22 protein-coding genes and 3 pseudogenes are annotated in these 26,350 nt (G+C 38.7%); 14 read left to right on the top strand and 11 right to left on the bottom strand.

What is annotated here, in order from left to right; translation table 11 throughout:
• Nucleotides 1-2: 2 nt before the first annotated feature.
• Both ICI50_RS00330 and ICI50_RS00325 read right to left on the bottom strand, forming a co-directional pair.
• Nucleotides 3-830, bottom strand: coding sequence for an exodeoxyribonuclease III (locus ICI50_RS00330; protein WP_013855079.1), 828 nt, complete (start codon nucleotides 828-830; stop codon nucleotides 3-5).
• A 616-nt stretch (nucleotides 831-1,446) separates the two neighbouring features.
• Nucleotides 1,447-4,509, bottom strand: coding sequence for a mucin-binding protein (locus tag ICI50_RS00325; RefSeq protein ID WP_188891732.1), 3,063 nt, complete (start codon nucleotides 4,507-4,509; stop codon nucleotides 1,447-1,449).
• Nucleotides 4,510-4,740: 231 nt separating this feature from the next.
• On the opposite strand from ICI50_RS00325, the gene ICI50_RS00320 reads away from it, so the two are divergent.
• The 4 genes from ICI50_RS00320 (at nucleotide 4,741) to ICI50_RS00310 (ending at nucleotide 8,613) form a co-directional block, all read left to right on the top strand.
• Entirely contained in the window at nucleotides 4,741-5,754 is a 1,014-nt protein-coding gene (locus ICI50_RS00320; RefSeq protein WP_041809289.1) for a D-2-hydroxyacid dehydrogenase, read from the top strand.
• 157 nt (nucleotides 5,755-5,911) lie between these two features.
• Nucleotides 5,912-6,265: a helix-turn-helix domain-containing protein gene (locus ICI50_RS10695; RefSeq protein WP_014562818.1), complete on the top strand. Its 354-nt coding sequence runs from the start codon at nucleotides 5,912-5,914 to the stop codon at nucleotides 6,263-6,265.
• Entirely contained in the window at nucleotides 6,266-6,730 is a 465-nt protein-coding gene (locus tag ICI50_RS10690) for an Rgg family transcriptional regulator (protein WP_337998620.1), read from the top strand.
• A gap of 119 nt (nucleotides 6,731-6,849) precedes the next feature.
• Nucleotides 6,850-8,613 (top strand): ABC transporter ATP-binding protein, encoded by a 1,764-nt coding sequence (locus tag ICI50_RS00310; protein WP_056940945.1) that lies wholly within the window; start codon nucleotides 6,850-6,852, stop codon nucleotides 8,611-8,613.
• A gap of 57 nt (nucleotides 8,614-8,670) precedes the next feature.
• Here the strand turns inward: ICI50_RS00310 and ICI50_RS00305 are convergent, their stop codons facing one another.
• The 5 genes from ICI50_RS00305 to ICI50_RS00280 form a co-directional block, all read right to left on the bottom strand.
• Nucleotides 8,671-9,492 (bottom strand): Cof-type HAD-IIB family hydrolase, encoded by an 822-nt coding sequence (locus ICI50_RS00305; protein ID WP_013855073.1) that lies wholly within the window; start codon nucleotides 9,490-9,492, stop codon nucleotides 8,671-8,673.
• A 120-nt stretch (nucleotides 9,493-9,612) separates the two neighbouring features.
• Nucleotides 9,613-11,538, bottom strand: a complete 1,926-nt coding sequence (locus tag ICI50_RS00300; RefSeq protein ID WP_056940946.1) for a GTP-binding protein — start codon at nucleotides 11,536-11,538, stop codon at nucleotides 9,613-9,615.
• A gap of 349 nt (nucleotides 11,539-11,887) precedes the next feature.
• Complete coding sequence (locus tag ICI50_RS00295) at nucleotides 11,888-12,745, bottom strand: aldo/keto reductase (protein ID WP_188891730.1); 858 nt, start codon at nucleotides 12,743-12,745, stop codon at nucleotides 11,888-11,890.
• Between the two features lie 167 nt (nucleotides 12,746-12,912).
• Complete coding sequence (locus ICI50_RS00290; RefSeq protein ID WP_095342297.1) at nucleotides 12,913-14,034, bottom strand: SLAP domain-containing protein; 1,122 nt, start codon at nucleotides 14,032-14,034, stop codon at nucleotides 12,913-12,915.
• Between the two features lie 328 nt (nucleotides 14,035-14,362).
• Complete coding sequence (locus ICI50_RS00280) at nucleotides 14,363-14,812, bottom strand: helveticin J family class III bacteriocin (protein WP_250825618.1); 450 nt, start codon at nucleotides 14,810-14,812, stop codon at nucleotides 14,363-14,365.
• A 47-nt stretch (nucleotides 14,813-14,859) separates the two neighbouring features.
• Between ICI50_RS00280 and ICI50_RS00275 the strand changes: the two are divergent.
• Nucleotides 14,860-15,111: pseudogene (locus ICI50_RS00275) on the top strand (CorA family divalent cation transporter); the annotation flags it as partial.
• Here ICI50_RS00275 and ICI50_RS00270 read toward each other — a convergent pair.
• Entirely contained in the window at nucleotides 15,108-15,815 is a 708-nt protein-coding gene (locus ICI50_RS00270) for a YjjG family noncanonical pyrimidine nucleotidase (RefSeq protein WP_014562811.1), read from the bottom strand. The pseudogene ICI50_RS00275 and the gene ICI50_RS00270 sit on opposite strands and share 4 nt — an antisense overlap.
• A gap of 347 nt (nucleotides 15,816-16,162) precedes the next feature.
• Here ICI50_RS00270 and trpX point away from each other — a divergent pair, with 347 nt between their 5' ends.
• The 5 genes from trpX (at nucleotide 16,163) to ICI50_RS10685 (ending at nucleotide 19,892) form a co-directional block, all read left to right on the top strand.
• Nucleotides 16,163-17,155 (top strand): tryptophan ABC transporter substrate-binding protein, encoded by a 993-nt coding sequence (gene trpX, locus ICI50_RS00265; RefSeq protein ID WP_054640489.1) that lies wholly within the window; start codon nucleotides 16,163-16,165, stop codon nucleotides 17,153-17,155.
• The gene (locus ICI50_RS00260; protein ID WP_013855067.1) at nucleotides 17,152-18,048 is read left to right on the top strand and encodes an ABC transporter permease; all 897 of its coding nucleotides are present in this window, start codon (nucleotides 17,152-17,154) and stop codon (nucleotides 18,046-18,048) included. The genes trpX and ICI50_RS00260 overlap by 4 nt, the downstream gene beginning before the upstream one ends.
• Entirely contained in the window at nucleotides 18,045-18,806 is a 762-nt protein-coding gene (locus ICI50_RS00255) for an ABC transporter ATP-binding protein (RefSeq protein ID WP_188891729.1), read from the top strand. Before ICI50_RS00260 ends, ICI50_RS00255 begins: the two co-directional genes overlap by 4 nt.
• Before the next feature lie 373 nt (nucleotides 18,807-19,179).
• The gene (locus ICI50_RS00250; protein WP_188891728.1) at nucleotides 19,180-19,524 is read left to right on the top strand and encodes a hypothetical protein; all 345 of its coding nucleotides are present in this window, start codon (nucleotides 19,180-19,182) and stop codon (nucleotides 19,522-19,524) included.
• A 185-nt stretch (nucleotides 19,525-19,709) separates the two neighbouring features.
• The gene (locus ICI50_RS10685; RefSeq protein ID WP_074484274.1) at nucleotides 19,710-19,892 is read left to right on the top strand and encodes a hypothetical protein; all 183 of its coding nucleotides are present in this window, start codon (nucleotides 19,710-19,712) and stop codon (nucleotides 19,890-19,892) included.
• Nucleotides 19,893-19,936: 44 nt separating this feature from the next.
• On the opposite strand, the gene ICI50_RS00240 is transcribed toward ICI50_RS10685, so the two are convergent.
• Complete coding sequence (locus ICI50_RS00240; RefSeq protein ID WP_013854886.1) at nucleotides 19,937-20,500, bottom strand: SGNH/GDSL hydrolase family protein; 564 nt, start codon at nucleotides 20,498-20,500, stop codon at nucleotides 19,937-19,939.
• Entirely contained in the window at nucleotides 20,497-21,534 is a 1,038-nt protein-coding gene (locus ICI50_RS00235; RefSeq protein WP_013854887.1) for an AI-2E family transporter, read from the bottom strand. The genes ICI50_RS00240 and ICI50_RS00235 overlap by 4 nt, the downstream gene beginning before the upstream one ends.
• A 259-nt stretch (nucleotides 21,535-21,793) precedes the next feature.
• On the opposite strand from ICI50_RS00235, the gene nrdJ reads away from it, so the two are divergent.
• The 4 genes and pseudogenes from nrdJ (at nucleotide 21,794) to ICI50_RS00215 (ending at nucleotide 25,458) form a co-directional block, all read left to right on the top strand.
• Nucleotides 21,794-24,028, top strand: a complete 2,235-nt coding sequence (nrdJ, locus tag ICI50_RS00230; RefSeq protein ID WP_054640643.1) for a ribonucleoside-triphosphate reductase, adenosylcobalamin-dependent — start codon at nucleotides 21,794-21,796, stop codon at nucleotides 24,026-24,028.
• 21 nt (nucleotides 24,029-24,049) lie between these two features.
• Nucleotides 24,050-24,444, top strand: a pseudogene (locus ICI50_RS00225) (DUF4430 domain-containing protein).
• Between the two features lie 3 nt (nucleotides 24,445-24,447).
• Nucleotides 24,448-24,898 (top strand): annotated as a pseudogene (locus ICI50_RS00220) (ECF transporter S component).
• The gene (locus ICI50_RS00215) at nucleotides 24,898-25,458 is read left to right on the top strand and encodes a cob(I)yrinic acid a,c-diamide adenosyltransferase (protein ID WP_056940993.1); all 561 of its coding nucleotides are present in this window, start codon (nucleotides 24,898-24,900) and stop codon (nucleotides 25,456-25,458) included. The pseudogene ICI50_RS00220 and the gene ICI50_RS00215 overlap by 1 nt, the downstream one beginning before the upstream one ends.
• Before the next feature lie 47 nt (nucleotides 25,459-25,505).
• Here the strand turns inward: ICI50_RS00215 and ICI50_RS00210 are convergent, their stop codons facing one another.
• Nucleotides 25,506-26,279, bottom strand: coding sequence for a putative ABC transporter permease (locus tag ICI50_RS00210; RefSeq protein WP_013854893.1), 774 nt, complete (start codon nucleotides 26,277-26,279; stop codon nucleotides 25,506-25,508).
• Nucleotides 26,280-26,350: the final 71 nt, after the last annotated feature.

Genomic DNA, 26,350 nt, shown 5'->3' with positions numbered 1-26,350 from the left:
ATTTAAAGGTTAATTTCTAGTAAAATTGGGCAATGATCTGCACGCTTGCCTGTATCGATCATTTCGGAGCGAACTACCTGCTTGGCAATGCGGCTGCTTACTAGCCAATAATCGATTCTCCAGCCTGAGTTATTAGCCTTAGCGGTTCTCACGCGCTGTGCCCACCAAGAATAAACGCCCTTAACATTGCCGTGAACTTCTCGGAAAGTATCGGTAAAGCCACTATTTAACAATTTAGTAAAATCGGTTCTTTCTTCATCAGTAAAACCAGCAGAATGGTGATTATTTTCAGGATGCTTCAAGTCAATTTCGGTATGAGCACAATTATAGTCGCCACTTGCCAAAACTGGCTTTTGCTTATCTAATTTTTGTAAATATTCAATATACTTGCTGTCCCAGACTTGACGCTCAGCTAGACGCTTCAAGCCAGAGCCTGAATTAGGCGTATATACTTGCGTGACAAAGAATTTACCAAAGTCTAAGGTAATTATCCGTCCCTCTGAATCCATCGGCTCAGGAGCACCAATTTGCGGTTCTGTGGCAGCAGGATGCAGCTGCTTTTTATATAGATACATGGTGCCAGCATAGCCCTTACGTGCCGGCTCTACTGAAGAGCGCCAAACATAGTCATATTCGGGGAATTTCTCCGCCAGAATCTCTTTGTGCTTTTTGGTTGGACCAGTTGCTCGTAATTTGGTCTCTTGAATTGCAATAATATCGGGATCAGCCTCATGAATTTTATCCAAAACCTGACGCGTCTCCTCTGCTCTAGCTGAAGTTCCAGTTAAAGCCGCATTTAATGAATCAATATTCCATGAAATTAAAATCATTTTTTCTGCCTTTCTAATTAATTGACAAATTAATTATAGCGAAAAAAAGAAAAAGGACCGGCTTAGATGACTTTTTCTAAGCCAGCCCTTTTAAGGGTAATAGAAATATTAACCGCGCCGCGTTCAACCGTACCCACAGAGCTTAACGCTTAAAAAAATCGCTCTAGCAAAAGCTAGAGTGAGTGAGACATGATAAAAGCTATTAGGAATATTAGTTTTTATTAGGTTTTATAATTCGGAGTTGTGTTGAATGAGAATAACGAGATTTTTTTACATTAGCCTACTCATCACTAATGTTGCGAAAATGATTGATTAAGATTAACAAAAGGTCCAACGCAGATGAAGTAGGGAGCTTGATTCCTCACTTTCGCAAAAAGGGGATGGACTTATCAATCTTCACTCTCGATTAGCCGCATAGGGGACAGCTAGTTGAGAGCAATACCCAATGTATGAATCAATAAAGGTCCAATAGGATGTATTAATAAAGAATTAGAAGATTTTACCTTCTTACAATTCATCTTTATTGTTGCGTTGTATTTTTGCTATGAGATATAATAGCAAGATGATGACATAATGTCACTATTTATTTTATGTCTTAAGAAATCCTTTAGAATTTCTATCCTTTAATCCATTTGAATAGGTTTTTTAGACTATTAGATTGATCCTTATCCTTATTAAGCTCGGTCCGCTTCATGCGGGGATGGCGCTGCTTAGCGTTGTCAGCTTGCTTATTTGCTGATTTCGGGGCTTGTTTATCTTTTTGCGGTTGATCGTTGATCTTGATTGCTTCCAGAGATTGATCGATAAAACCTTGTGGCATCTGTTGATTTTTGCCTGCAACAACCTTTAACTTGTCATCAACCTTAACAAAATCGTGACCGCGCTTCATGGCAACGGTGAAGATTTTGATGCTTTTTTGTTGTTCGTCGAAGTATTTAATTGCACCGTTAGAGTCAAAACCGTTATAAACCAATTCGTAGCCTTGATCTTTAAGTCGTTGCAATACTTCTTTCGTGCTATACAGATCATTGATCTTTTGGCCTACATCTCCTGACAAAATATTAGACGATGCGATCTGGTGCGCATTATGATCCAAATCAACAAAATTAACGATTGCCGTCCGTTTTTTACCGCCGATTGGAATGGCCAATACATTGGCGTTGTGCTTGGCTCTGCCTAGCTCTTGCGAATCCGTTTTATCCAATTCTTTAACCTGATCTAACGCGTAATAAGTCAGTTGAATGTCCTCACCCGCTTGATCTACGTTGACTAATGGCTGCTTAGGCATGTAGCCCATCAGACGCGGTACAGTTTGTTCAGTTAATACCTTAGTTGGATTGCTTGGATCAGTCAGATAAGGGATATGCGGTGCATTCGGAATCTTATTTCCTTTAATATCTACTGGCACAACCGCCCCATTCTTTTGATAGGTAATTTCAATTCGGTGATCTTCACGATCAACTTGCCGACTAGGAACATAAGCTTCATTAGCGTGATAGCCATCAATCACTGGTGTAGTCACCTTGTCAAAATTACTGATATCAACTTGCCATTTAGTATTGAACTTGCCATTTTCTACAATACTGCCATCGACGTCATTAACGGTTAAAGTACGCTGCCAACGAGCTACTTGCACTGAATCCTTTGGCGTTTGCTCGCCTGCACCCACATAATGAATACGGTTCTCTACTTGATAATCGTATTCTTTTTGATCAATACCAGCATATGGATGAGCGGGATCGACCTTAACATAGCGCGGCTTGATATGGTACAGAACTGTAGTATTGGCATCAGGATCCTTAACATTGATGATAGGCTCATCAGCCAAATAATTGTCAAACTCTGGCACATCTTCAGTTGCTAAAACTCGGGTAGCATCATCTGGATCAGTAATATAAGCTAAATGCGGCACATCAGGCAACTCTTGCCCTGCTTCATCTACTGGGATAATTTGTCCATTAGCCGTATAAACAATTGTGGCTGACAAATTGTTCTGGGTAACGGGATGCGCTGAGACTACGCCCATATCCGCGTGGTAGCCTCGAATCACTGGAATCTTTACGGCTTTAAACTGAATTTGATCAGCTTGCCAATCAGTATCAAACTTGCCATCCGCTACTACTTCTTTAGTGATCTGATCATAAGTAATTGTCCGGCTCCAATGAGCAACTTGGATTGAATCCTCTGGCGTCTGCTCACCTGCACCTTGATAATGCACCACTGCCTTAACGGTCTTACTATAATTTTTAGCATCAATTCCTGCAAGCGGATGAGCTGCATTAACGGCAACATACTTGTGAGCCAATACATAAGTTACCTGAATATCTTGTCCTGGATCAGCAACGGGCACCTGTTCTTTTTCGGGTTCATAATCCTGCACTTGATTCAGCACAATTGGCGTGACTACCTTAGTAGCATCATCTTTAGCAGTAATGAATCTTAATTTAGGAATTGCGGCAATTTCTTCGCCAGCCTGATCAAAGGCAATTATTCGGCCATTAAGCTGATATTGCACTTGCTCAACTTGATCTTTCATTGCCACGCTAGCTGCCGGCACTTGGGCCTTATCTGCATGATAGCCCGCCACAATAGGGACTTTTACTACAGGATAGACCTCATCAACTGGATACCAGGCAGTAGTATCATTATCTTTTTCAAAAACAGACTTGGTTACTGCATCGATTGCGGCAGCACGTAGCCACTTGCTATTTTGAACGATTTTCTTAGGAGTTTTTTCTTGTGCGCCACTGAATTCAATAACCCGCTTAACTGTCTTTTCATAAAGTGAATGGTCAATTCCTTCTCTTGGCCGGTCAATGTCAACAACTACTTTTTGATGTTTCAAAGTAACGATAAAGGTCTGGGTAAATTGATTGCTATTATCAAAGAATTGAATATCACCGTTAGCATCAAAGTCGTTGCTTACTAATTCATATCCTGCATTTTCCAGCTTGGTTAAAGTTGGTGCAGTCTGATAAGAAATTTGCGTATTAGCGGCACCTGTCAACTTAACTGCTGGAATAATTTCTTGGTTGTGTCGATCAAGATCGATATATTTTACTTCGGCTGTTTGAGGGTCCGCTGAGGGCTGCTTGTTAATTTTGTAATTAACGGTATATTGCCGGTTAGGGTCATCGACCTTAACTGTCTCGCCGCCCACATAAGCTGCATCAGGGATGTAACCCATCACAGTTGGCGTCCCAATTAAAGGATAGGTTCGCTGATCTACGCTCCAGCCTTGATCGCCGATTTTCTGCCCTGTCACTTGGTCATAAACCAAGATGCGGTTGAAGGTAACCGTTGATACCATATCACGCGGAGTACGATTGCCAGCACCAGCATAATGAACGGTTTGCGTCCCCTTAGTCTGTAAGTCTGTTGGCTTAACGCCATATTTTAAATGATCAATGGTTACTTTTTCGTGTCCATGCCTAAAAGTTACTAGATAACTGGTCGGTTCTGCCTTAAACACCGGTGTCGTGCCTACTGGATCAAAGGCATTATCTACTAATACATACCCTCTATCCTTTAACTTAGAAACCTGCTTATTCGTGCTATATCTAATGGGCTGCCCAAGTGCGCCACTTAAATCACCTGAATTAGCTAATTCGGCGAGACTATTATCTAAATCTATATATTTAACAACGACTTGCGCTGCTTTTTCGCTCAAATTATCCATAAGGTTCCTCTTTTTACAAATTTATCCTATTAATAGTTTTTACACATAGTATATCAAATAGTAGGCTGATGATTTTATTTCTTTTATCCACATTTTTCCACCTCGTTTCACGTGTAACATCATTTTCCCTTTCATTTTTTACAAAAAAAGAGTGTTTTTGTGTTTTGTTGAGCAAGCGAAAGTGTATAATGAGGAATGGTTATATTAATAAATTTTACGGAGGTTGAATTTATGACAAAGGTTTTTGCTTACGCTATTCGAAAAGACGAAGAACCATTCTTGAATGAATGGAAGGAAGCTCACAAGGATATCGATGTTGATTACACTGATAAGCTTTTGACTCCTGAAACTGCTAAGTTAGCTAAGGGTGCTGACGGTGTTGTTGTTTACCAACAATTAGACTACACTGCAGATACTCTTCAAGCTTTAGCAGACGCTGGCGTAACTAAGATGTCATTACGTAACGTTGGTGTTGACAACATTGATATGGACAAGGCTAAGGAATTAGGTTTCCAAATTACCAATGTTCCTGTTTACTCACCAGACGCTATTGCTGAACATGCTGCTATTCAAGCTGCACGTGTATTACGTCAAGACAAGCGCATGGACGAAAAGATGGCTAAACGTGACTTACGTTGGGCACCAACTATCGGCCGTGAAGTTCGTGACCAAGTTGTCGGTGTTGTTGGTACTGGTCACATTGGTCAAGTATTTATGCGTATCATGGAAGGTTTCGGCGCAAAGGTTATTGCTTACGATATCTTCAAGAACCCAGAACTTGAAAAGAAGGGTTACTACGTTGACTCACTTGACGACTTGTACAAGCAAGCTGATGTAATTTCACTTCACGTACCAGATGTTCCAGCTAACGTTCACATGATCAACGACAAGTCAATCGCTGAAATGAAAGACGGCGTTGTAATTGTAAACTGCTCACGTGGTCCACTTGTTGACACTGACGCTGTAATCCGTGGTTTGGACTCAGGCAAGATCTTCGGCTTCGTTATGGATACTTACGAAGACGAAGTTGGTGTATTTAACAAGGATTGGGAAGGTAAAGAATTCCCAGACAAGCGTTTGGCAGACTTAATTGATCGTCCAAACGTATTGGTAACTCCACACACCGCCTTCTACACTACTCACGCTGTACGTAACATGGTTGTTAAGGCATTCAACAACAACTTGAAGTTAATCAACGGCGAAAAGCCAGATTCTCCAGTTGCTTTGAACAAGAACAAGTTTTAATTAGATAATTAAAGTAAATTAAAAGCTTGGGCGTTTTGCTCAAGCTTTTTTTCTACCAAAAATCAAGTATTATCAATGTTTTGTGTGCTTTTTTCTTGGATATTTGTAAATTTATTATAATGTTAATTTAAAGCATTAATAGAGTTAGGTGATAAACATGGATATCGGGAAAGCTTTAAAACAAGAAAGACTAAGACTTAACCTTAGTCAAAGTCAAATGGCTGGCAATGTATTAACCAAATCATTTTATTCTAAAGTAGAACGGAACCTTTGTAGTATTAGAGCAAATGACCTATTAAGTATTCTGGACTTGCACAATATTGACTATTCTTCTTTCTTTAAAAAACTCAAGTCTGAGAACAGCAATCAAAATGAATTATCAGAAACAGAATGTAATAACTTACTCCACTCTGCTTATTATAAAAATGATTATTCAAAAATATTGAAATTGCAAGAACTACTTGCTCAAAAAGATACTAGTAAGTTAAATTTAAATAGTATTAATGCATAAATTATTATTATAAAAGCTGCTATTTCAAATACTTTAGATAAAATTCCTGAAAATAAGAAAGAATATATTAAAAGAGCAATTTTTGAAACAAATAATTGGACAGAAAGCAGTTTAAGATTATTTGCCATTTCAATGTTTATTTTCAATACAGATGACATTAACTCTATTTTGAAAGCATTTTTGAACAATATCCAAGATATCAATTCTATTTCCGAAAATAAGCAAAAAATGTTTTCTGCAATTCTAATTAATTATTTAAATTATTCATTAAATCACACGAATATTGTAATCAAAGATAATGTATATCAATCTATAGGTAGATTAAAATCCTTAAGAGTCGACCCAAAAAACTGTTTTGCTAAGATAATGGCTAATTATTATCAATATGTTTTAAACGGAGATGTAGCAAAAAGCCAAAATATTTTAAATTTCTTAAAGGCAAACGGGATGAGCGAGATAGTTTAAAAAATCAAAAAATAAAAAGTGTCATTTTTGACACTTTTTATTTTTATTTTATTTTTAGATTTATACTCCAGATATTAAAAATATTAACTAGCTCCATAGAAAAGTAGGCAAGATGGCTAATGAAAAAGCTACATTCTTTTCAACATTATTTCAAACTTCTATTGTCTACATACAAATTATTCTTTAAAGCTGCTCCAATTATAGCAACTTTTGTAGCATTATTAGCGCCTATACAAGCTATTGCTTCAGTAGTAGCTATTAATGCAGGTCAAAATGTAATCAATGAAGTCACTGCACATAAGCAATTTTGGACAAGTATTGGAATCTGGATTATTGCTACAGCTCTAACACAGCTTTTGCCTCCTCTTGCTACATCTACTCAAGGAATCCTGACAGATAAGCTAACGGGTTTCATTAATGTTAGCTTAATGAAAAAATCTAAAGATTTGCAATCATTAAGTATTTTTGATAATAATGCCTACTTCGATGACCTACAATTACTAAAAGAAGGCGCCTCTTGGCGGCCAGTCAATTTAATCGTATTTGGTGTTGCGATCATTCAATCTGCTTTAACTCTAATCTTCATGTTAAGTTTATTAGCCAAATATAATTTATGGATCGCTCTCTTACTACTACTGGTAATGGTACCTCAGAGCTTAAATTACTATCGAATTCAGCAACAAGCCTTTGAGACAATGGTAACTAGAAGCAAAAATGCAAGAAAACTTGATTATTTAAGTTCACTGTTGCTAGACCGAAAAGATGCTAAAGAAGTACGCTTATTCAACATGTTTCCTGCCGTAATTAACAGGTACATTGAACTGTTCAAAGACACTAGAAAAAACGTCGATCAAGTTCGAATGAAGCAAATGTATGTTAGCTCCTTTTTCCTCGGACTAGTAGTAATAGTTTCGGGTTATGGCTTCTTTTGGTTCGCTTCCTCAGTTAGTCGAGGTCTTATTGGTGCTGGTGCATTATTAATGTTCATTTCTGTAATTGCTTCTGTTTCTAGCTCATTAGCCACTTTAGTGGAAGACAGTAGTTTACTTTATGACTCATTATTATGGGTAGAAAAGTATAATCGTTTTGAAAAATATCATGATAATTTCCAAAATGGTACTCAAAAAATTGGTGATTCAATTAAACAAATAAAATTGTCACACGTTTCTTTCACTTATCCATTTTCTAATGAAGAAGTTTTACACGATATTAATTTTAGTATTAGCAGGGGCGAAAAAATCGCAATTGTTGGTGAAAATGGTTCCGGCAAATCTACCTTAATCAAACTGCTCATGCGCTTCTACGATCCAAGTAAGGGTGAAATTGATCTGAACGGCAGCGATCTGAAAGATTACGATATCAAAAATTATCGGGATAATTTATCTGCAACATTTCAAGACTATTCTAAATTTAAATTGAGTTTATTTGAAAATGTATCAGTCTTCCGTCGTGGCAATAATGACAAAGTCAAAAGTGCTTTAAACAATGCTGGATTGGAATCTTTACTTAAAGATAAAGACATTGATTTAAATACAATCCTAAGCAAGGAATTCGCTCATGGCATTGAATTGTCAGGTGGACAGTGGCAAAAAATTGCTCTTGCGCGTGACATTTACAGTAACGCTCAAGTTGAATTTCTAGATGAGCCTACTGCTGCTATCGATGCTAAAAGTGAAAATGAGATCTATAAACATTTTTTGACTAAAAATAAAGGTAAAACCATTGTATTCGTAACTCATCGGCTTTCCGCTGTAAAATATGCAGATAAAATTCTTTTCTTACAAAATGGAAAAGTTCAAGGATTTGATTCACATAAACGGTTGATGCAGATTAATACGGATTATAGAAATATGTATAACTTGCAAAAAGAAGCATATATTTAACTAATACAAAAGCTTGGGCGTTTTGCTCAAGCTTTTTTTGCATCCAATTATTTTCCGCTAGCATTCAACATCCAAATACTTAGCCAAAACCTGTAGCACCCCATTATCATCATTCGACGGTGCTTCATACTTTGCTACAGCCTTGGTCTTCTCATTGGCATTTTTCATCGCATAGCTATAGCCACAAGCTTCAAGCATCCCGATATCATTTTCACCATCGCCAAAAGCAATCAGATCTTTTTGTGCGATACCGTAGTGCTTAAGCATATCTGCAACGCCTTTAGCCTTATTAATACCCTTGTGCACCAAATCAATCGTCATATTGCCGCTGCTAGTGCCACGAATATAATCACCATATTTAGCATTGAATTGGTCTTGGATTACCTTCGCTAATTCATCATCGTCAGTTAGACAAATCTTCAAAATCGAATCATTCGGATCAATATCCGTAAATTGATCAATTTCTGTTACCTTACGATAATAGATGCGAATATCGTCTTTGTCTGCCTGATCCATGCTCTTCAAGATGTAGCAGTGGTGCTGCGCGCTAACCATAATGATGGCTTCAGAGAAATCCGTCTGAATAAAGTGCAGTAGTTTTTGCGCAATATCATAGTCCAGCGCTGTCTTTTTAAAAACCTTGCCGTTAGCTTCTAGAATTGCGCCATTTTCAGAAACGTAATCGATGCCCGTCGTAAATTCGTCAAAATATTCATGTGATCTGATCAGCTGATTGCCAGTAGCCGAAATAAAAGGAATATGATTAGCCTGCAATTTTTTCAAAATCTTGCCAAAAAGTTCATGATCAAAAGTCTTTTTCTCAGTTAAAAAAGTACCGTCCATATCTACCGCGACGGCTTTAAAAGGTATTGTCGTCATAAAAAATCAACCTTCCTATTCTGATTTCATCTTACTATGGAAGCGATTTTCTTTCAGCAATTGACAGGCAAAATGAAATTTCTTTCACAGCTTATCAGATATTTCACTTTGTACAATATTTTAGCTGAGCGGATAAGTGTACGGGTAATGCGCGGTCTCAGGTACCTTGTCCCAGGTTACCGTGTGTCCTGCCCCATGAGAACAGAAGACGGAGTTTGGCGTATTGTCTAAATCAGAAACTGGATCGTAATTTCCCTCTGCAATAATTTCTTGAGCGTTGTGACACGGCAAATAGCCCTTAACGACGCATTCTAGATTACCTTCACCATGCGTATAGCTGCGGACTTCTGCCGCATAATCTTGCATCTCGCTAACGGGTGCAGAACCTGTAATGATCGTACGCTCGCCAATATTTTGCGGCGTCGCAAATTTACCACTCATGCGCTGAATATCATTTAAGGCGCGGCCCACTTGGTCTTGTCCTATTTCTAGACGGAAATCATACCAGGGCTCAAGCAGTTCTACCTGATCATGAATTTTTTCTTCCATTAAGCCTTGTCGTACCGCACGATAAGTAGCCTCGCGAAAGTCTCCACCAACGGAGTGGACAATACTGCCTTTACCGCCGAGCAAAGTGATTTTCATATCTGTAATTGGCGCACCGGTTAAAACGCCCAGATGCTCCTTCGAAGCTAGAGCTGTCATAATCTGGTGCTGCCAATTTTTAGTTAAAACTTCTAGACTGCATTTGTTGGCAAAAACAAGGCCACTGTTTCTTGCGCCTGGTTCAAGAAGTAAATGAACTTCCGCATAGTGCCGCAAAGGTTCGAAGTGGCCTACTGCCTCAATTAATTTAGTGATTGTCTCCTTATATAAAATATTGCCCTGCTCAAATGCGATATCTAAATTAAACCGCTCCTGCAACAATTGCTGCAGAAATTGCAATTGGATCTTGCCCATTACCTGTACGTGAATTTCCTGCAAATGTTCTGACCAGGTCACATGCAGCTGCGGATTTTCATCTTCCAAGACTTTCAGTGCATCCAAACAAGCGTGAATGTCATTTTCTTTAGAATCAACTTTGTAAGTCAAAACTGGCTTCAATACTGCATTCTTTGCATCCCCGACGCCAAATCCTTGACCCGGATACGTTTTAGTTAAACCAGTTAAAGCGACAACATCGCCGGCTTCCACTTCAGTAATCGTAGTAAATTTTTCACCATTATAAGAACGAATCTGGTTAATCTTTTCGTCGTTTAATTCGGTCTTTGCCTTCAGTTTTCCACCTAAAATCTTAATCCAAGTTAAGCGTTCACCATTTTTATCATGCGAAATCTTAAAGCATCTAGCAGAAAAATCTTTAGTAAATTTTTTCTCACTTGTCCATTGTTCAAAACCAGCTAGAAATTCTTTGATGCCAGTTAGTTTCAATGCGGAGCCGTAATAAACTGGGAAAGTTTTTCTAGCAGCAATTGCCTGTTGGACATCGCTAGGACTAATTTCGCCATTATCCAAATATTTCTCTAACAGCTTATCATCGCAAGCTGCCACGTTCTCGTAGAAATCATCATCAATTTGGGTAAAATCTACACAGTTTTCACTCAAGTTCTTTTGCAAATCGGCCAGCGCTTTTTCTCGATCTGCCCCAACTGCATCAGTTTTATTCACAAAAATAAATACTGGAACATTATTTCGCTCAAGCAAATGCCACAAAGTTCTCGCATAACTGGTCACGCCATCCGCAATCGAGATCACTAAGATAGCGTAATCTAAGACGCTGAGCGTCTCCTCGGTCTGCTGGCCAAAATCGACGTGCCCCGGAGTATCCAGCAAAGTCAGCTCCAGATTATCAGTTTTCAACTTGGCTTCGTGAGAAAAGATCGTGATGCCACGCTTTTTCTCCAGCTGATCCGTATCTAAAAATGCATCCCCATCATCCACTCTGCCTAAGTTGCGCAGATTACCCGCCGTATAAAGCAAAGCTTCAGATAAAGTTGTTTTACCCGCGTCAACGTGAGCCACAATACCCGTTGTAATTTTCTTCATTATTTCACCCTAATAAAAAAGCTCTGCATAAGCAGAGCCACCGCGCGTATGTAAGTTATCGTCTTACATCGCATGCATCCATGATCATTGGAGACAACAATTTTCCTATAAGTATTATAACATGATAAAATTAAAAAGCATGTCATTCATGCACATTCCAGGGTAGCCTAATCAACTTACCCATAGGAGGTGAGAGACGTTGAACGACATGACAATTTTCCTACTTTGAGTTCTATTGCATGAACTTCATTTAGTTCTTCATGAACTAAATAGCCTGCTTGATAAGTAATTATCATCAATAGACGCGACCAGAGTCATCGGCAGTTGTAGAGTCGATGGTTTTTTTATTTTAAAAATCAACCTTATCCGGATCATTAGCCAACTTGCTTGCTCCACGCAAACCATCTAGCTTCTTCATGTCTTCCGGACTAATCTCAAAGTCAAAGACATCTGCATTAGCAGCAATGTACTTAGGATGAACTGACTTAGGCAATGGCAAAAAGCCGTGCTGCAGCGACCAGCGAATCAAAACTTGCGCTGGAGACTTGCCATAGTTTGCGGCCACTTCACCAACTGTTTCGTTACCGAGCAAACCACCAGTACCAAGAGGACTATAGCCCTCATTAAGCAAATCATATTCTTTGCTTGCGGTCGTCACTTCCGGTTGCAAATCACTCGGATTCAAGTAACTTTGATTAACTACCGGCTTAATCTCAGCCGTCTTCATCAATTCATCCAGGTGGTGCTTTCTAAAGTTGGACACACCGATAGCGCGAATTTTACCAGCTTTCACTGCCTCTTCCATTGCTTGCCAGCTTTCGGCATTTAATTCTGCCCAATTGTTCCGCATAGCTGCAGGGTTAGGCCAGTGAATTAAATAAAGATCAAGATAGTCCAAACCTAATTTTTCCAAGCTAGTATCAATTGCCTTTTTAGTCTTGTCATAGCCGTGATCGGCATTCCACAATTTAGTCGTCACAAATAATTCATGACGGTTAATGCCACTCTTCTTAATTGCCTCGCCTACGCTTTCCTCATTGCCATAAGCCGCAGCGGTATCAATGTGGCGATAGCCCGCGTTCAATGCAGCTTCGACAGATTCCTGCGCAACTTCGCCATTTGGAGTTTGCCAAGTTCCGAAGCCAATCACCGGGATTTTCACGCCATTATTTAAAGTATAAGTATCAGTAAGTGAATGTAATTCCATATTTTTCATCTTTCTATCATAGCTACTAAAAATATTTTTTCTTAATTGTAAGCTAGATTAGGTGATTTACGCGAGAAAAAAGGTTTGCCACCAAAGTTTATATCGAAAAAGAGAACCAAATCGAATTAAATTTGATTCCCCTCTAAATTAATTTCTTTATCCAATATTCACTTTTTTTGTGCAGCTACTTGAGCTTCTGCGGCAGTGTTTAATGGAGTTAATTGTACTCCATTAACAAATTTCACATCGTCAGCTTTGACATAAGCATCATGTCCTACATCGATTTTATCGAAAAAACTTGTTCCCGTATTAGTAGCATAGAATTTAGTTCCAACCAAATGATAGAATAAATTAGCTTTCTTTTCACTTGGAACCCAAATATACATCAATTTATCTACTTTAAATTGCCCCATTTGCTTTACAATCTTTTGACCATTATGATTTTGGATTGTTCCATCTGCATTGTAAACATTTGTATCTTTAGAAAAAGTAATATAAGCATATTTATTCAAATTTTCTTCCCTCTGTGGATCTCGCAAAGGCAATTTTTTATCTGCTTTTACAAGAACAGCGACAAGCCAATGGGTCGTCCCCTTAATTCTATAGAAACCATCACTGGCCCATTCAGGAATGAACTGGTCAGCAAAAGAAGTTTTTTCAAGACGATCAACTACAAACTTAGTTCCCTTAGGTATATTCTTTTTTATTACCCTGCCTTGATTATCATAGATATTTACATTATAAGCATACTTTACAGTCACTGTAGTTTCTTCACCACTATCTGTTGAAGCAGCTGTATTAGTATTAATTACTGGACCTAAATTATATGATTTAATATATTGCTTATGTGGTCCACCTACTCTGAAGTAACGCTTGCCATTCTTAAACTTATAAGAACCACCATAAGTAGTTACAGTTTGGCCTCTGTATAATTTCCATTTACCATTGAATGAAGTACGGCGATTAGATGATCTGTAAATATAAGCATTATGAGTCATCCGTCTAGTCACACCATCAATATTAGTAGCTTTTAAATATTGGTTCTTACCAAAAACCTTATAGTATAGATTACCATCTATAGTTACTTTTTTCGGATCAACGGTAACTACATCATAAGCATAGTATTTCCGACCTGTACTATTGTCGTCTCTATCATAAGCAATTGCAGTATGCATTACTGTTTTTTTGGCTGAATTAACTGTAGCTCTAACTTCATTAGTTGATGTAACAATCATTGGTACTACGGTCATTAATGCAACTGTAGAAATTAGCATGATTTTACGTTTCATCTAATCATCCTTTTCAAAATTTCTATACTTTAATCTATCTTCTTGATACTAATTTTAAACAATAAAAAGCATTGAATCAAATTCAATGCTTTTTTATCTAACTTAGGTTAATCCCATTCAATTTCATAAATCATATTTAAAGTGGTTTTAGGTTTCTCACCACTCCAACCATGATATGCTACCGTTAGATAACAGTGGTTTTCACCAATAATCTGAATACCCTCTACCTCTGAGTGCAAATTATGAATATCAATAATTTGTGGATGACTAAGATTTACTCTTGGCCATTGACTAGAAGTATTAATATCACGAGAATAATATGGTATCTTTAAAATCTCCTTATGATAATACTTTTTTTCTCAAGGTCAGGTGATTTTTGACTAGAAATATAAATATTACCTTGATTATCTAAGTCATATCCCTGAACCGAATTCAAAATTCCACCTTTATTTAAGGTTAATCCTGGAATTGTAAAACTATCTTCAAATGATACATTACGTAAATCAACATATCCCTTACCAGCTGCAACTTTATCAAGTTCGTTATTAATAACATCAGCATCATATAGAATAAAATGCCCAGTGCCATCATATTCGACTGTTGCAAGCAAAAATTGACTATAATCCGGAGATAAAGCTACTTCAGCTCTTTTTAAATCAGAAGGACTTGAACACTGATCTTTTAACTTACCTGCTCTATCTAAATATGCTAAACGTGGAAAGGAAGTATTAGAAATATATGGCTTTGTTCTAAAATCTTTAGAATCTACACGCGCAATTTGTTTTGCCCAATGATTTTTATTTGGCTTGACACCAATAAACCACCGACCTGCTCAATTCCATCAGTGGCCTCTTTACCGCCATGATGGACAGCCATTTGAACCACTTAATGAAATACCTTGACTCAGCCGCCTTAGTCATCGCTGTTCCGGCTTTAATCAGTGGCATCTGGGGCATGAACGTCGGTGGTTTACCTGGTAAAGAAGATAAAAATGGTTTCTGAATCTTAATGATTGTCGCTAGTGTCCTAACTATTGGCTGGGGTATTTTCTTGAAGAGAAAAAAATACAATGATTAATACTTCTTCTGAAAATCATTTTGCATTAATTTAACCAATTCTGGATAAGTCTCTACCACAAACTTGGGATGTAAATGCAAGGTATTTTTACGGTGACGGTGATTATACCAGATACTGTCGAAACCATATTTTTCCGCACCTAAAATATCTGATTGCAGGCCATCGCCAAAAAAGACGGTCTCGGTTGGCCCAATTTCCGTGCGGCTAAAGAAATAATCAAAGGCATGCGGATTCGGCTTAGAATAATGTGCCTCTTCCGAGGTAACGATTAGATCGAAATATTTTTTCACACCAGCCAACTCTAATCGGTGATTTTGCATAAACTTTTCACCATTGCTCAAAATAGTCAGCTTATAGCCCTGCTTTTTAGCAAACTTCAAAGTATCTTCAACCCCAGGCAATAATTGATGGGCTTCGCCAAAGTAAGAGCGATATTCATCCATCGCTTTCATGCCATCAATTTCTAAGCCAAGATTCTTTTTGATAAAGTCGTGGAAAGTCATTTCACTTAATTCTTCATAAGTGATTTCACCCTGCTCAAGCCTGCGCCACAAGCCCTGATTATAGGAGTGATATTGGCGCTGCAATTCCGGTGATAAAGGCCAATGATGAGCATTAAACAGGCTGTGTAAAGCGAAATCTTCTGTAGCCGCAAAGTCTATAATCGTATCATCTACGTCAAAAATAATTTGTTGATAGCGCATAAGTAGGTCCTTTCTATTTTTCTGGGATTCTTAATTATAGCAGATTTCAAAATTTCTATTGACATCTTTTAAACAAGCGAATAAAATTTAGGTCAATCAATCATCAATTGAAAGAAAGGAAGAATTTATCATGTTTAAGAATGTAGTAATCAATCGTTGGCAAAACCAGCACTAGAGTTGTTTCTGCACGCTTATATTGGCACAGATGCGACTCAAATTTTTCGCGTCTGTGCTGGTATGATAAATCTTCAAGAATTATTACCCGCACGGAATATAAGACGTGCGGGTTTTTGTTTTAGGCATTTCCCGTCAAACGGAAATGCCTTTTTTGTTAGAGGAGTTTAAGTATGAAAAGATTAATCGGAACCATCATCGCTCTGTTTGCTTTTCTGGTTGCTGCTTTTGTTTTTGAAAATAATAAGCAAACGGCCGAGCAAAAGAGACCAACTGTGGGAATTCTACAAACGCTGAGTCATCCGGCCTTGGATCAGATCCATCAAGGAATCATTCAAGGGCTAAAAGACGAAGGCTATGTTGAAAATAAAAACGTGAAGATCGATTTTCAAAATGCGCAGGGCGACCAAAGCAATTTGAAATCGATGAGCGATCATTTTAAACAAGAAAATGCCGCCCTTACAATTGGGATTGCGACTCCAGCAGTGCAATCATTGGCCAATCAAGCTGGCAACATCCCGGTCATCATGGGTGCAGTTAGTGATCCGATTGGAGCACATTTAGTAAAAAGCATGACACGTCCCGGCGGCAAGGTTACCGGCGTGCAAGATAGGCAACCAATTCCAGCTCAACTAAAATTATTGCAAACGATTTTGCCTAAAGCTAAAAAAATCGGCGTCATCTATACCTCAAGCGATGACTCATCTACTGCTGAATACCATGAATTTAAAAAGCTAGCTGAAGCCCAAGGCATCACGGTTCGCCCTTACACCATCACCTCAACCAACGATATCGAGCAGGTTGCCCAAACGATGGCCGGCAAGGTGCAGGCGGTCTACGTGCCAACTGACAACACCGTAGCTTCCGGAATCGCTACTTTGCTTAAAGCTACGAACGCAGCCAAGATTCCAGTCTTCCCAGCTGCCGACACCATGGTCAAGTCAGGCGGTTTAGCAACGCGCTGTGTCAGTCAATTCGACATGGGCGTCTTAACTGGCAAAATGGCCGGACAAATTTTAAAAGGCAAAAATCCAGCAACTACGCCAGTTAAGCGTGTTACTAGCTACGAAACAGTCATCAATCAAAAAGCTGCCGATGAACTAAATATTCATATTCCAAATCAGGTATTGCAAGCAGCGCACAAGAAAGGACGGATCATCAAATGAGTCTTATTACTTCTACCATCGGACAAGGCCTCTTATGGGGCGTCTTAGCCTTAGGGCTTTTCCTCACCTTTAGAATTTTGAACTTCCCCGACATGACGGTCGAGGGCACTTTCCCCTTCGGCGCAGCAATCTGCGTCAGTGCATTGGTCCACGGCGTTGATCCCATGCTGGCCACGATTTTAGCATTCTTAGGCGGGATGCTTACCGGACTAGTGACTGGCTTGCTTTATACCAAGGGTAAAATTCCAGTACTACTGGCCGGAATCCTAACCATGACAGGCGTCTATTCTATCAACTTACGAATCCTGGGCAAGGCCAATGTGGGTCTGCTCAATAAAGCAACTTTGCTCAATGGCAAATTATTGCAAAAATTGCCGGCTAACTTTCCTACGATTGTGATCGGACTCTTAGCCGCAATCTTAATTATTTTATTGTTAGCCCTTTTCCTTAACACCGATCTTGGTCAAAGCTTCATTGCGACCGGTGATAACGAAAACATGGCTCGATCTTTAGGCATCAACACAGATAATATGAAAATCCTGGGCTTGATGATTTCCAACGGTTTGATCGGGTTAGCCGGCGGATTGTTAGCCCAAAACGGTGGCTACGCCGACGTTAACATGGGAATCGGGACGATGGTTATTGGGTTAGCCGCCATTATCATCGGTGAAGTAGCCTATGGTGATTTAAGCCTAACCGCGCGATTGATCGCAGTGGTTATCGGCAGTATCATCTATCGCCTAATCCTGCTCTTAGTTTTGCAATTAGGCTTCAGCACCAACGATTTCAAACTGATCTCGGCCATCATCTTAGCAATTTGTATGATGCTTCCCTTATTTGAAAAGAAATTTCATACGCGCAAATTATTGAAAAAAGGAGTAACAAAGCCATGAGTACAATTTTAGATTTACAAAACATTTCGACTACGGTTAATGCAGGTACGAATGAAGAAAAAAAGATTCTCAAAAACATCAATTTAAAACTGGAAGATGGCAATTTTGTTACTCTCCTTGGAACTAACGGCGCGGGCAAATCTACCCTGCTCAACATCATCAACGGCTCGCTGTTTCCTACCACTGGAAAAATATTTTTAAAAAAGCGCAACTTGACTAATGACTCTGAAGTAAAACGCGCAAAATACATCGCGCAAGTTTTTCAGGACCCTAAGATGGGCACGGCACCGAGAATGACTGTGGCTGAGAATTTATTGTTAGCTACTAAGCGAGGCCACCACCGCGGACTGCATTTGCGCGGACTTGATAAGCACCTAGACGATTTTAAAAAGGAAACATCACAGCTTCCTAATGGTTTAAACGAACGGCTTAATACATTCGTGGGTAACCTTTCTGGTGGTCAGCGTCAAACCTTAAGTTTCTTAATGGCCACGATTAAACGGCCAGATCTGCTCTTACTTGATGAACACACGGCAGCACTTGATCCTAATACCAGCCGCGAGCTATTGGAGTTAACCGACAAGGTTGTCCGCGAAGAGCATTTGACCTGCATCATGATTACCCACCAATTAAAGGATACGATCAAATATGGCAACCGCACGATTATTCTAAATAGTGGTGAAATCGTGCTTGATGTGAAAGGCAAAGACAAAAAGAAATTAACTGAAGAAGACATTTTGCAATATTTTGCTGACTAAGTGACTGTATTTTAAGATTGTGTCCTAATATATCCGGTAGCTGTAATATTAGCACTAGGCAAACAAATTACTGACAGTTACAATTAAGTTGTGGTCATAATAGGATTTTCCAAGAGACAGATATTCAAATTGAGTATCTGTCTTTTTTTATTTAAATTACAAAAGAATTTGTTTTTTATTTTTTGACTATTTTAAAGCAAAAATCGTCATGCTTGTTATCATAGCAAGGCTTTGAGCCATTTGAATTCTTTTTAAAAAAGTTTCAATTTTCCCTTGCAATTAATAGCATATGTTATGCAATAAAGATGTAAGGAATGAGGGAACAAAAAGTTCCAATCAATTAAAGCGATATAGAAAAAACGAGGTATTCATTATGTTTGATTCAAAGAAATTAGTTAAAGTTGTTTCAGTTGCAGTTGCTTCAATGAGTTTGTTAGGTGTTAGCTCAGTTGCTCAAGCTGCTAGCTTCAACGCTCCAAAGCTTGGTGTTTCAGAAGTTGCTCCTACTAACCCTTCAATCAAGAAAGGCGACAAGATCTTTGTTACTGTTAAGGATACTAAGAACCAAAAAGTTAGCGTTTTAAACGCTAACGGCAAGAAGACCAACAAGAAAGTTTCAATGGGTTCAACCTTCACTGCTAAGGCTGTTAAGAAGGCCAATGGCAAGAAGATCGTTAAGATCCAATGGTTGAACGTTAAAGACGTTGTCAAGGACTAATTCTTCTAGATCAATTTAAATTCAATTAACAATTCTTACATAATGAATATCATGAAGAAAGCTGTGTAGTAATTCATACTATGCAGTCTTTTTTTCTTCAGTTTTTCTAAAATTAGTTGCTACATTAATCTTACCTTAACCTTTCAGTAGTAAAATACTAATCATAGAATTGGAGGTATGAATTTATGCTTTCATTATTATTAATCATCTTTTTGATCTGGCTCTTCTTCAAACTAGGAGTCGGCATTATCAAAGTCCTCGGCTTCTTAATCGCAGCCGGATTAATCTTTGTATTTTGCGCATACTTGCTCATCCCATTTTTAGCATTACTAGCAATCGGCGGACTCGTACGGGCAGTCATTCGTTAACAGAAAAAACTAAAAGAGACCTTTCGGTCTCTTTTTTAAATGCTCTACAAATTTTCTACAATCAGCTTAGCCAAGATGTCATAGCCTAAATTACCAAAATGCAGACCATCATTTTTAATTCCCCGGGAAATCTCAGACAAATCTCCCGCTTCAATCATCGCCTGGCATAAATCGGCATAGCCAAAATGATATTCATCTGCTACTTCTTGAACTACTCTGGCATATTTTTTAACTAAAGCATTACTGCGCACGCGTTGCTTTTTCTCATCAACTGCTGGTGGCGAGACAAGCAATACATGAGGCGGATAATATTGACAAATTACCGCAGACGCAATCAACTCCATATTCTGCTTAAATTGCTTTAGTGGCACCTGCTTATGTGTAGGTAAATCATTAGTTCCCAGTAAAATAACCAAGTTATCGCATTGCTTCACATTTAGCACTAATTCACCTAAACGAGCGAAAAATGCTCCAGAATTAATCCCAGACACCGCTGTATTTTCAATTTTAATTTCAGGCAAAAGCTGCTTTAAATTCCAATTTATATGAGGTTCATTTTTGCCCTCAGCACGTGAAATAATGCTGTCGCCTGTAAGTAAAAGTCTCATTTAATAACCTCTTTTTTAGACTTCTTTTTCACAGATTTAATGTCCAATACGTCAAGTAAGAAGGTAAAGATCGGCACGCCGACAATCAGACCCCATGTGCCCCAGAAGTGCTCTGCTACCAGTAACACCAAAAAGGTATAAAAGATAGGCAATTCCGTCTTGCTGGCCATAAATTTTGGATTTAAAACATAGGCTTCAATTGCATGAATAATCATGATCATCACAAAAATATAGATCACGTAACGAATACCACCTACTGAATAGCCAATGATGCTCAAAGGAATTAGTGAAATAATTACCCCGGCCACTGGTACTAAGCTTAAGATGAAAACCATTAATCCTAAAGCAATAATCTGTGGCATTTTCATAATAGCTAGTCCGATCATCATTAATGCAGTGTTGCAGATTGCAATGAAAAACTGAGCTTCTAAGACTACACCGAAAGTATTAGTAAATTTTTTGCCAAAATAGCGCAAATCTTCAAAAAGCCATTTGAAGTAGCCACTCTTAACAAATAAATTAGAAAATTCCTTCATCTTTTCTAATTCAATCGTGTAAAAGAAGCTCAAGATTAACGACATAAATGTGGCCACCGTTAATGTGCCAATATTAGTTACCGTGTGAAAGGCAAAGGTCATAGCACGCTTAGCTTGCGTGATTAACTCCGCTTTACTAATATAATGCGTCGCATATGACATTAAGCGCAATGATTCATTCGACTCATAAAACGCCATGACGGACTTCACCATCTTGGAAATCTGTCCTACCAACATTGGTAGGTAAACCGTAATGACAAAATACAGTAGCGCGATAATAATCAGATACGTGACTACTACAATGACACCCGTGGGCATCTTAGGAACATAACGCTGCACCAAATGAATTAAATGCACGATCACATAAGTAAAAATAAACGTTAACAGGATCGTATTCATCATTGCCCGCATTTCATACAGACAAGCAATAACTAATAAAAGAACCACGAACCTACGTAAAGGAATATTATTCTTAAATCTTTGCCAAGCCGTATCCATAAATCAACCTCGTTTTTTCTAACACATAGTTTAATTGTACCATGCTCAAATTCTTTTCCTAGAAATTTTCTATATCGTTTAGTTTTCAAAAATTTTTCTTTTTGCTTAAGCCCACTCTGATGCTACTTGTAATTTACAAGTCAAACCTATTTACAATAAAAAGTTTTCAAACCACAAGATATTGTGGTACATTTAAATATGCATTCACACATGATGTGGTTTTGTGAAACAATGAAATTTATTCAGGAGTGAGAAAATTATGCCAACTACTAGAATTAACCTTGATCAAACTTTTATCGATCAAGTGAAACATGAAATTAAACCTCACTGGGGCGAGCTTGGTTGGGTTACTTACAAGAGAACCTACGCACGTTGGCTGCCAGAGAAGAATAGATTCGAGAACTGGGATGAAACCGTCAAGCGCGTAATCGAAGGCAACATCAACCTCGATCCACGTTTGCAGGATAATCCTTCTGATGAAGTAGTTAATGAACTATCTAATGAAGCCAAGAAGCTTTTCCGCCTTGTTTATGGTTTATCTGCTACGCCATCCGGACGTAACTTATGGATTTCAGGCACCGACTATCAAAAACGCAACGGTGATTCATTAAACAACTGCTGGTTCATCGCTATTCGCCCGCAAGCATATGGCGATAGTCACATTGTGCCATCTTATATTGACAAGCGTCAAAAAGCCGTTTCTATGCCTTTCTCATTCTTATTTGACCAATTAATGAAAGGTGGCGGCGTTGGTTTTTCTGTTGTTAATGACAACATTAAGCAAATTCCTAAGGTTGACGACAAGATCGACCTAACTGTCGTCATCGACAAGAAGAGCAAATCCCACGACGCCTCAATTAAGGTCGGTGCAGTTGATAAAGATGAATGGGCAAAACAAAATCCCGATCAAAGCAATATTATCTACTACAGATTGCCAGATACCCGCGAAGGCTGGGTACTTGCCAATGCTCGGTTGATCGATATGCATTTCAATGAACTTAATCCAGATCAAAAGACCAAATTAGTTCTTGATATCAGTGACATCCGTCCATATGGCGCTAAGATTCATGGTTTTGGCGGTACTGCTTCAGGTCCAATGCCATTGGTTGAAATGTTTATCGATATCAACAACGTGATTAACGCTCGCGTTGGTCAAAACTTAACTGCTGTTGATGCAACTGATATCTGCAACTTGATCGGCAAAACCGTCGTTGCCGGCAACGTCCGTCGCTCAGCCGAACTAGCCTTAGGTTCAAGTGATGATCAAGACTTTATCAAGATGAAGCAAGATAAAGAAAAGCTTTACCACCACCGTTGGGCTTCTAACAACAGTGTAGCTATTAATTCTAAATTTAATGACTATGGTCCAATCGCCGATGGTATTTTGCATAATGGTGAACCTGGCATCGTTAACTTGGAATTGTCACGCAATTACGGCCGAATCGCCGACGGTTACCAACCAGGCATTGATGACGATGTCGAGGGAACTAATCCTTGTGGTGAAATTTCTTTAGCTAACGGTGAACCATGCAACTTATTCGAAGTCTTCCCATATATCGCCGAAATGCAAGACTGGGATTTAAAAGAAGCCTTTAGTTTAGCCGCTCGCTATACTAAGCGCGTTACCTTTAGCCACTATGATTGGGAAGTATCACGCAAGATAATTGCTAAGAATCGCCGGATCGGCGTGTCCATGTCCGGTATTCAAGACTGGCTGTTAAACGATCTTGGTCATAGAGTCGTAACTGGTTTTGAAGATGCTACTGATCAGGAAACTGGTAAAAAGATCCAAAAACCAATCTATGATCCAAAAGGAATCAAGATGGTCGATGGTCTTTATAAGGCTGTTGTGGCTGCTGATAAAGCCTACAGTAAGGAATTAGGCGTTAATCCATCAATTAAGCACACCACGGTTAAACCTTCTGGTACGGTTGCTAAATTGGCTGGAGTGTCTGAAGGGATGCACTTCCACTACGCCGGCTACTTAATTCAACGAATTCGTTTCCAAGCTAGTGATCCGCTTTTACCAGCATTAAAAGAATGCGGTTACCACACTGAGCCTGATATTTACACTAAGAACACTATTTGTGTAGAATTTCCACTACGTGCAGCTCATGCTGACAGCAAAAACTTTGCTTCAGCCGGAACGGTTTCTATTGGTGAACAATTTGCTACCCAAGCATTTCTGCAAACCTACTGGTCAGACAACGCAGTTAGTTGTACCGTTACCTTCCAATCTGATGAAAGCAAGCAAATTGCACCACTTTTGCGTCAATACAGACACACCATTAAATCGACTTCCCTGCTGCCTTACTATGGCGGTTCACTCAAGCAAGCACCCAAGGAGCCAATCGACAAGAAGACTTATGAAGAACGTGCAGCCATGATTAGTGGCGATGTTGAGGCAGTCTTCGAAGCTCAAAATGATGATCAAAAGGGACTAGAATTAGTTGGTCAAACCGACTGTGAAGGCGGAGCTTGCCCAATCAAATAATTATTTACGAGGAATATTAAATTGAAAAACAAAAACAGATTCAGCTTATTTTTCGCAATTATTGCATTTTTCACATTAGCCTTAACTGGGTGTTCTACCAATAATTCCACTGCTAAAAAAGCTGCTCCTAAGCAAATTGCAGTAAATTATACCCCCTAAAAGAAGGTAAGAAAACAGTAGATTCTAAAACAGTAAAAATGTCCAAGAAAGCTAAAGTAATGACTGGCTTGAAGAAAGCATGGAAAGTGCAAGAAAACAAAGGTTTTATTACTGCCATTGACGGCAAAAAGCAAAATCCGAAGAAAAAGATCTATTGGACTTACACTATTAACGGCAAGTGGGCAACCAAAGGTGCCGATAAACAAGCAGTTGCTAATAAAGACAAGGTAAAATTTACGTTAGACAAGGTGAAGTAATTTATGGTCACTGAACGAGTACAAATTAGGCAGATTGCCTTAATGGCCATGCTCACAGCAATGTGCGTGGTCCTGCGTGTTTTTAAAATTATTCCGATTCCCAATGTTCAGCCAGTCACTGATATTTTGATGATTGTGACCTTAAACATGGGAATTAGCTCAGGCATTACTCTAGCCGCACTGACAATGTTTATTTCTAACATTTATCTCGGTTTTGGCATTTGGACTATCCCACAGATTTTAGCTTATGCTGGCTGCGTATTAACAGTAGCATTATTGGCTAAAGTTTTGCCTTTGCGGGAACATTTTTGGCGGTTGGCCTGCCTTTATTGCCTACCTAGTTTCTAGTTTTGCTTTTGATACCTATCACGCAATCGGCAATTTTGCCTTCTACCTCGTTTTGTACAAACCAGTTACGTTAGCTCTTAAGAATTATCAAAGGAGAAGTGCCTAATGACGATTAAAATTTATACTAAAGTTGGTGACAAGGGCTTAACCAAGCAGGTTACTGGTAAAATGGTGCCTAAGTTTAATAGCCAGATTGAGGCTTTAGGCAACGTTGATGAATTGCAGTCTTACTTAGGCGTAACAATCGCCAATCTATCTACTGCTTGTAAAAACTTAAGTAAAGAATTGCAGGACGTACAACGTGATCTTTATGAATTACAGGCAGATATCGTGGTTAAACATCACCAGACGATTAAACAGGAAAATGTAACTAAACTCGAACGGCGAATAGATGAACTGACACCAAAGATTCCGTATATTCCTGAATTTATTTTACTTGGTGGCAAAATTACGGGAGCAAATCTGCAATATGCCCGTACAGTAGCTAGACGCGCCGAACGCTCTTTAGTTAAATTATCTACCGAACAGGACCTAGCAGATGCCGATTTAGAATACATGAATCGACTCTCGGATTATCTATTCACTCTAGGACGATATGCCAATGTATTAGATGGCTACACTGAAGTAAAAAGCAAAAAACGAGCTAAAAATCGAATAAACGGTTAAAGAAAAGGGATGATCATTAAGCGATCATCCCTTTTGCAATGGATTTTCTATCTTTCTTTTTTAAGGATCTCTTTTTTGATTTCCATAAATTTAGGAGCATCTAGTACCTTTAGTTTAGGAAAACTCTTAAGCAGCCGTTTGTGATTCCAGCTTAAAGGCTGGGGCCTTAATTCATTAAAATGCTGCATGACTGAGTGGTGCCAGTCTCCTACTTTTAGCTTTCCCTTCTCTGGCATTCTGCTCTCGACCCTGACTCTTACGCGTTCAATGAAGCGATTGATATGCTTATCCCATTTCTTAGCTGTCATATGGAATATCTCAACACTAATCATCGACAAGACTGTATCGATTCCCATCACAAGCGTAATTCCAACGGCCAACCAGCCATGAGTTTGGCGCTCTTCGAGATCAATTAGGCGTTGCAACAATGGTTGAACGAACTTAACTAAAAGTACTGTGCCAACGTCCCAGAATAACGAGATTGCTGGAGCAACACGTCCTTGGATATTTCCCCATAATTTGAAATAATCCCACAGCTTCACATGAAAAAACTTCTCAAGAAATAAACTCGCAACAAATTCAAATATTGTAGCAACAACGATTCCTATTAAGAAAAGCAAGAATAGATTATTCTGAATTTTTCGCGTTAAAAGCAGAATCGTTGTTGCCGCGAAGCCATACACAGGACAATATGGTCCAAATAAAAAGCCACGATAATCGAAATGATGATCCTTGAGTGAACAATAAAACGTTTCCCAGAGCCATCCAATAAATGAATATGTAAAAAATAAAATGATAATTTCTGAAATAGTATAAGGCATCTCATGTCTCTTTCATCATGCAAATCTATATCTACATCATACGTGAAAGAAAACATTTTAGCTATCAAAAA

The sequence above is a fragment of the Lactobacillus kefiranofaciens genome (genome assembly GCF_014656585.1).
In the GTDB taxonomy this organism is placed as follows: Bacteria; Bacillota; Bacilli; order Lactobacillales; family Lactobacillaceae; genus Lactobacillus; species Lactobacillus kefiranofaciens.
The sequence above is the reverse complement of the archived record's forward strand: the minus strand, read 5'-3'. Positions and strand labels throughout refer to the sequence as shown.

What these genes read in the sequence shown, in the direction of transcription:
- ICI50_RS00330 (WP_013855079.1), bottom strand. Translation starts at nt 830, where the DNA reads ATGATTTTAATTTCATGGAATATTGATTCATTAAATGCGGCTTTAACT.
- ICI50_RS00325 (WP_188891732.1), bottom strand. Translation starts at nt 4,509, where the DNA reads ATGGATAATTTGAGCGAAAAAGCAGCGCAAGTCGTTGTTAAATATATA.
- ICI50_RS00320 (WP_041809289.1), top strand. Translation starts at nt 4,741, where the DNA reads ATGACAAAGGTTTTTGCTTACGCTATTCGAAAAGACGAAGAACCATTC.
- ICI50_RS10695 (WP_014562818.1), top strand. Translation starts at nt 5,912, where the DNA reads ATGGATATCGGGAAAGCTTTAAAACAAGAAAGACTAAGACTTAACCTT.
- ICI50_RS00310 (WP_056940945.1), top strand. Translation starts at nt 6,850, where the DNA reads ATGAAAAAGCTACATTCTTTTCAACATTATTTCAAACTTCTATTGTCT.
- ICI50_RS00305 (WP_013855073.1), bottom strand. Translation starts at nt 9,492, where the DNA reads ATGACGACAATACCTTTTAAAGCCGTCGCGGTAGATATGGACGGTACT.
- ICI50_RS00300 (WP_056940946.1), bottom strand. Translation starts at nt 11,538, where the DNA reads ATGAAGAAAATTACAACGGGTATTGTGGCTCACGTTGACGCGGGTAAA.
- ICI50_RS00295 (WP_188891730.1), bottom strand. Translation starts at nt 12,745, where the DNA reads ATGGAATTACATTCACTTACTGATACTTATACTTTAAATAATGGCGTG.
- ICI50_RS00290 (WP_095342297.1), bottom strand. Translation starts at nt 14,034, where the DNA reads ATGAAACGTAAAATCATGCTAATTTCTACAGTTGCATTAATGACCGTA.
- ICI50_RS00270 (WP_014562811.1), bottom strand. Translation starts at nt 15,815, where the DNA reads ATGCGCTATCAACAAATTATTTTTGACGTAGATGATACGATTATAGAC.
- trpX (WP_054640489.1), top strand. Translation starts at nt 16,163, where the DNA reads ATGAAAAGATTAATCGGAACCATCATCGCTCTGTTTGCTTTTCTGGTT.
- ICI50_RS00260 (WP_013855067.1), top strand. Translation starts at nt 17,152, where the DNA reads ATGAGTCTTATTACTTCTACCATCGGACAAGGCCTCTTATGGGGCGTC.
- ICI50_RS00255 (WP_188891729.1), top strand. Translation starts at nt 18,045, where the DNA reads ATGAGTACAATTTTAGATTTACAAAACATTTCGACTACGGTTAATGCA.
- ICI50_RS00250 (WP_188891728.1), top strand. Translation starts at nt 19,180, where the DNA reads ATGTTTGATTCAAAGAAATTAGTTAAAGTTGTTTCAGTTGCAGTTGCT.
- ICI50_RS10685 (WP_074484274.1), top strand. Translation starts at nt 19,710, where the DNA reads ATGCTTTCATTATTATTAATCATCTTTTTGATCTGGCTCTTCTTCAAA.
- ICI50_RS00240 (WP_013854886.1), bottom strand. Translation starts at nt 20,500, where the DNA reads ATGAGACTTTTACTTACAGGCGACAGCATTATTTCACGTGCTGAGGGC.
- ICI50_RS00235 (WP_013854887.1), bottom strand. Translation starts at nt 21,534, where the DNA reads ATGGATACGGCTTGGCAAAGATTTAAGAATAATATTCCTTTACGTAGG.
- nrdJ (WP_054640643.1), top strand. Translation starts at nt 21,794, where the DNA reads ATGCCAACTACTAGAATTAACCTTGATCAAACTTTTATCGATCAAGTG.
- ICI50_RS00215 (WP_056940993.1), top strand. Translation starts at nt 24,898, where the DNA reads ATGACGATTAAAATTTATACTAAAGTTGGTGACAAGGGCTTAACCAAG.
- ICI50_RS00210 (WP_013854893.1), bottom strand. Translation starts at nt 26,279, where the DNA reads ATGCCTTATACTATTTCAGAAATTATCATTTTATTTTTTACATATTCA.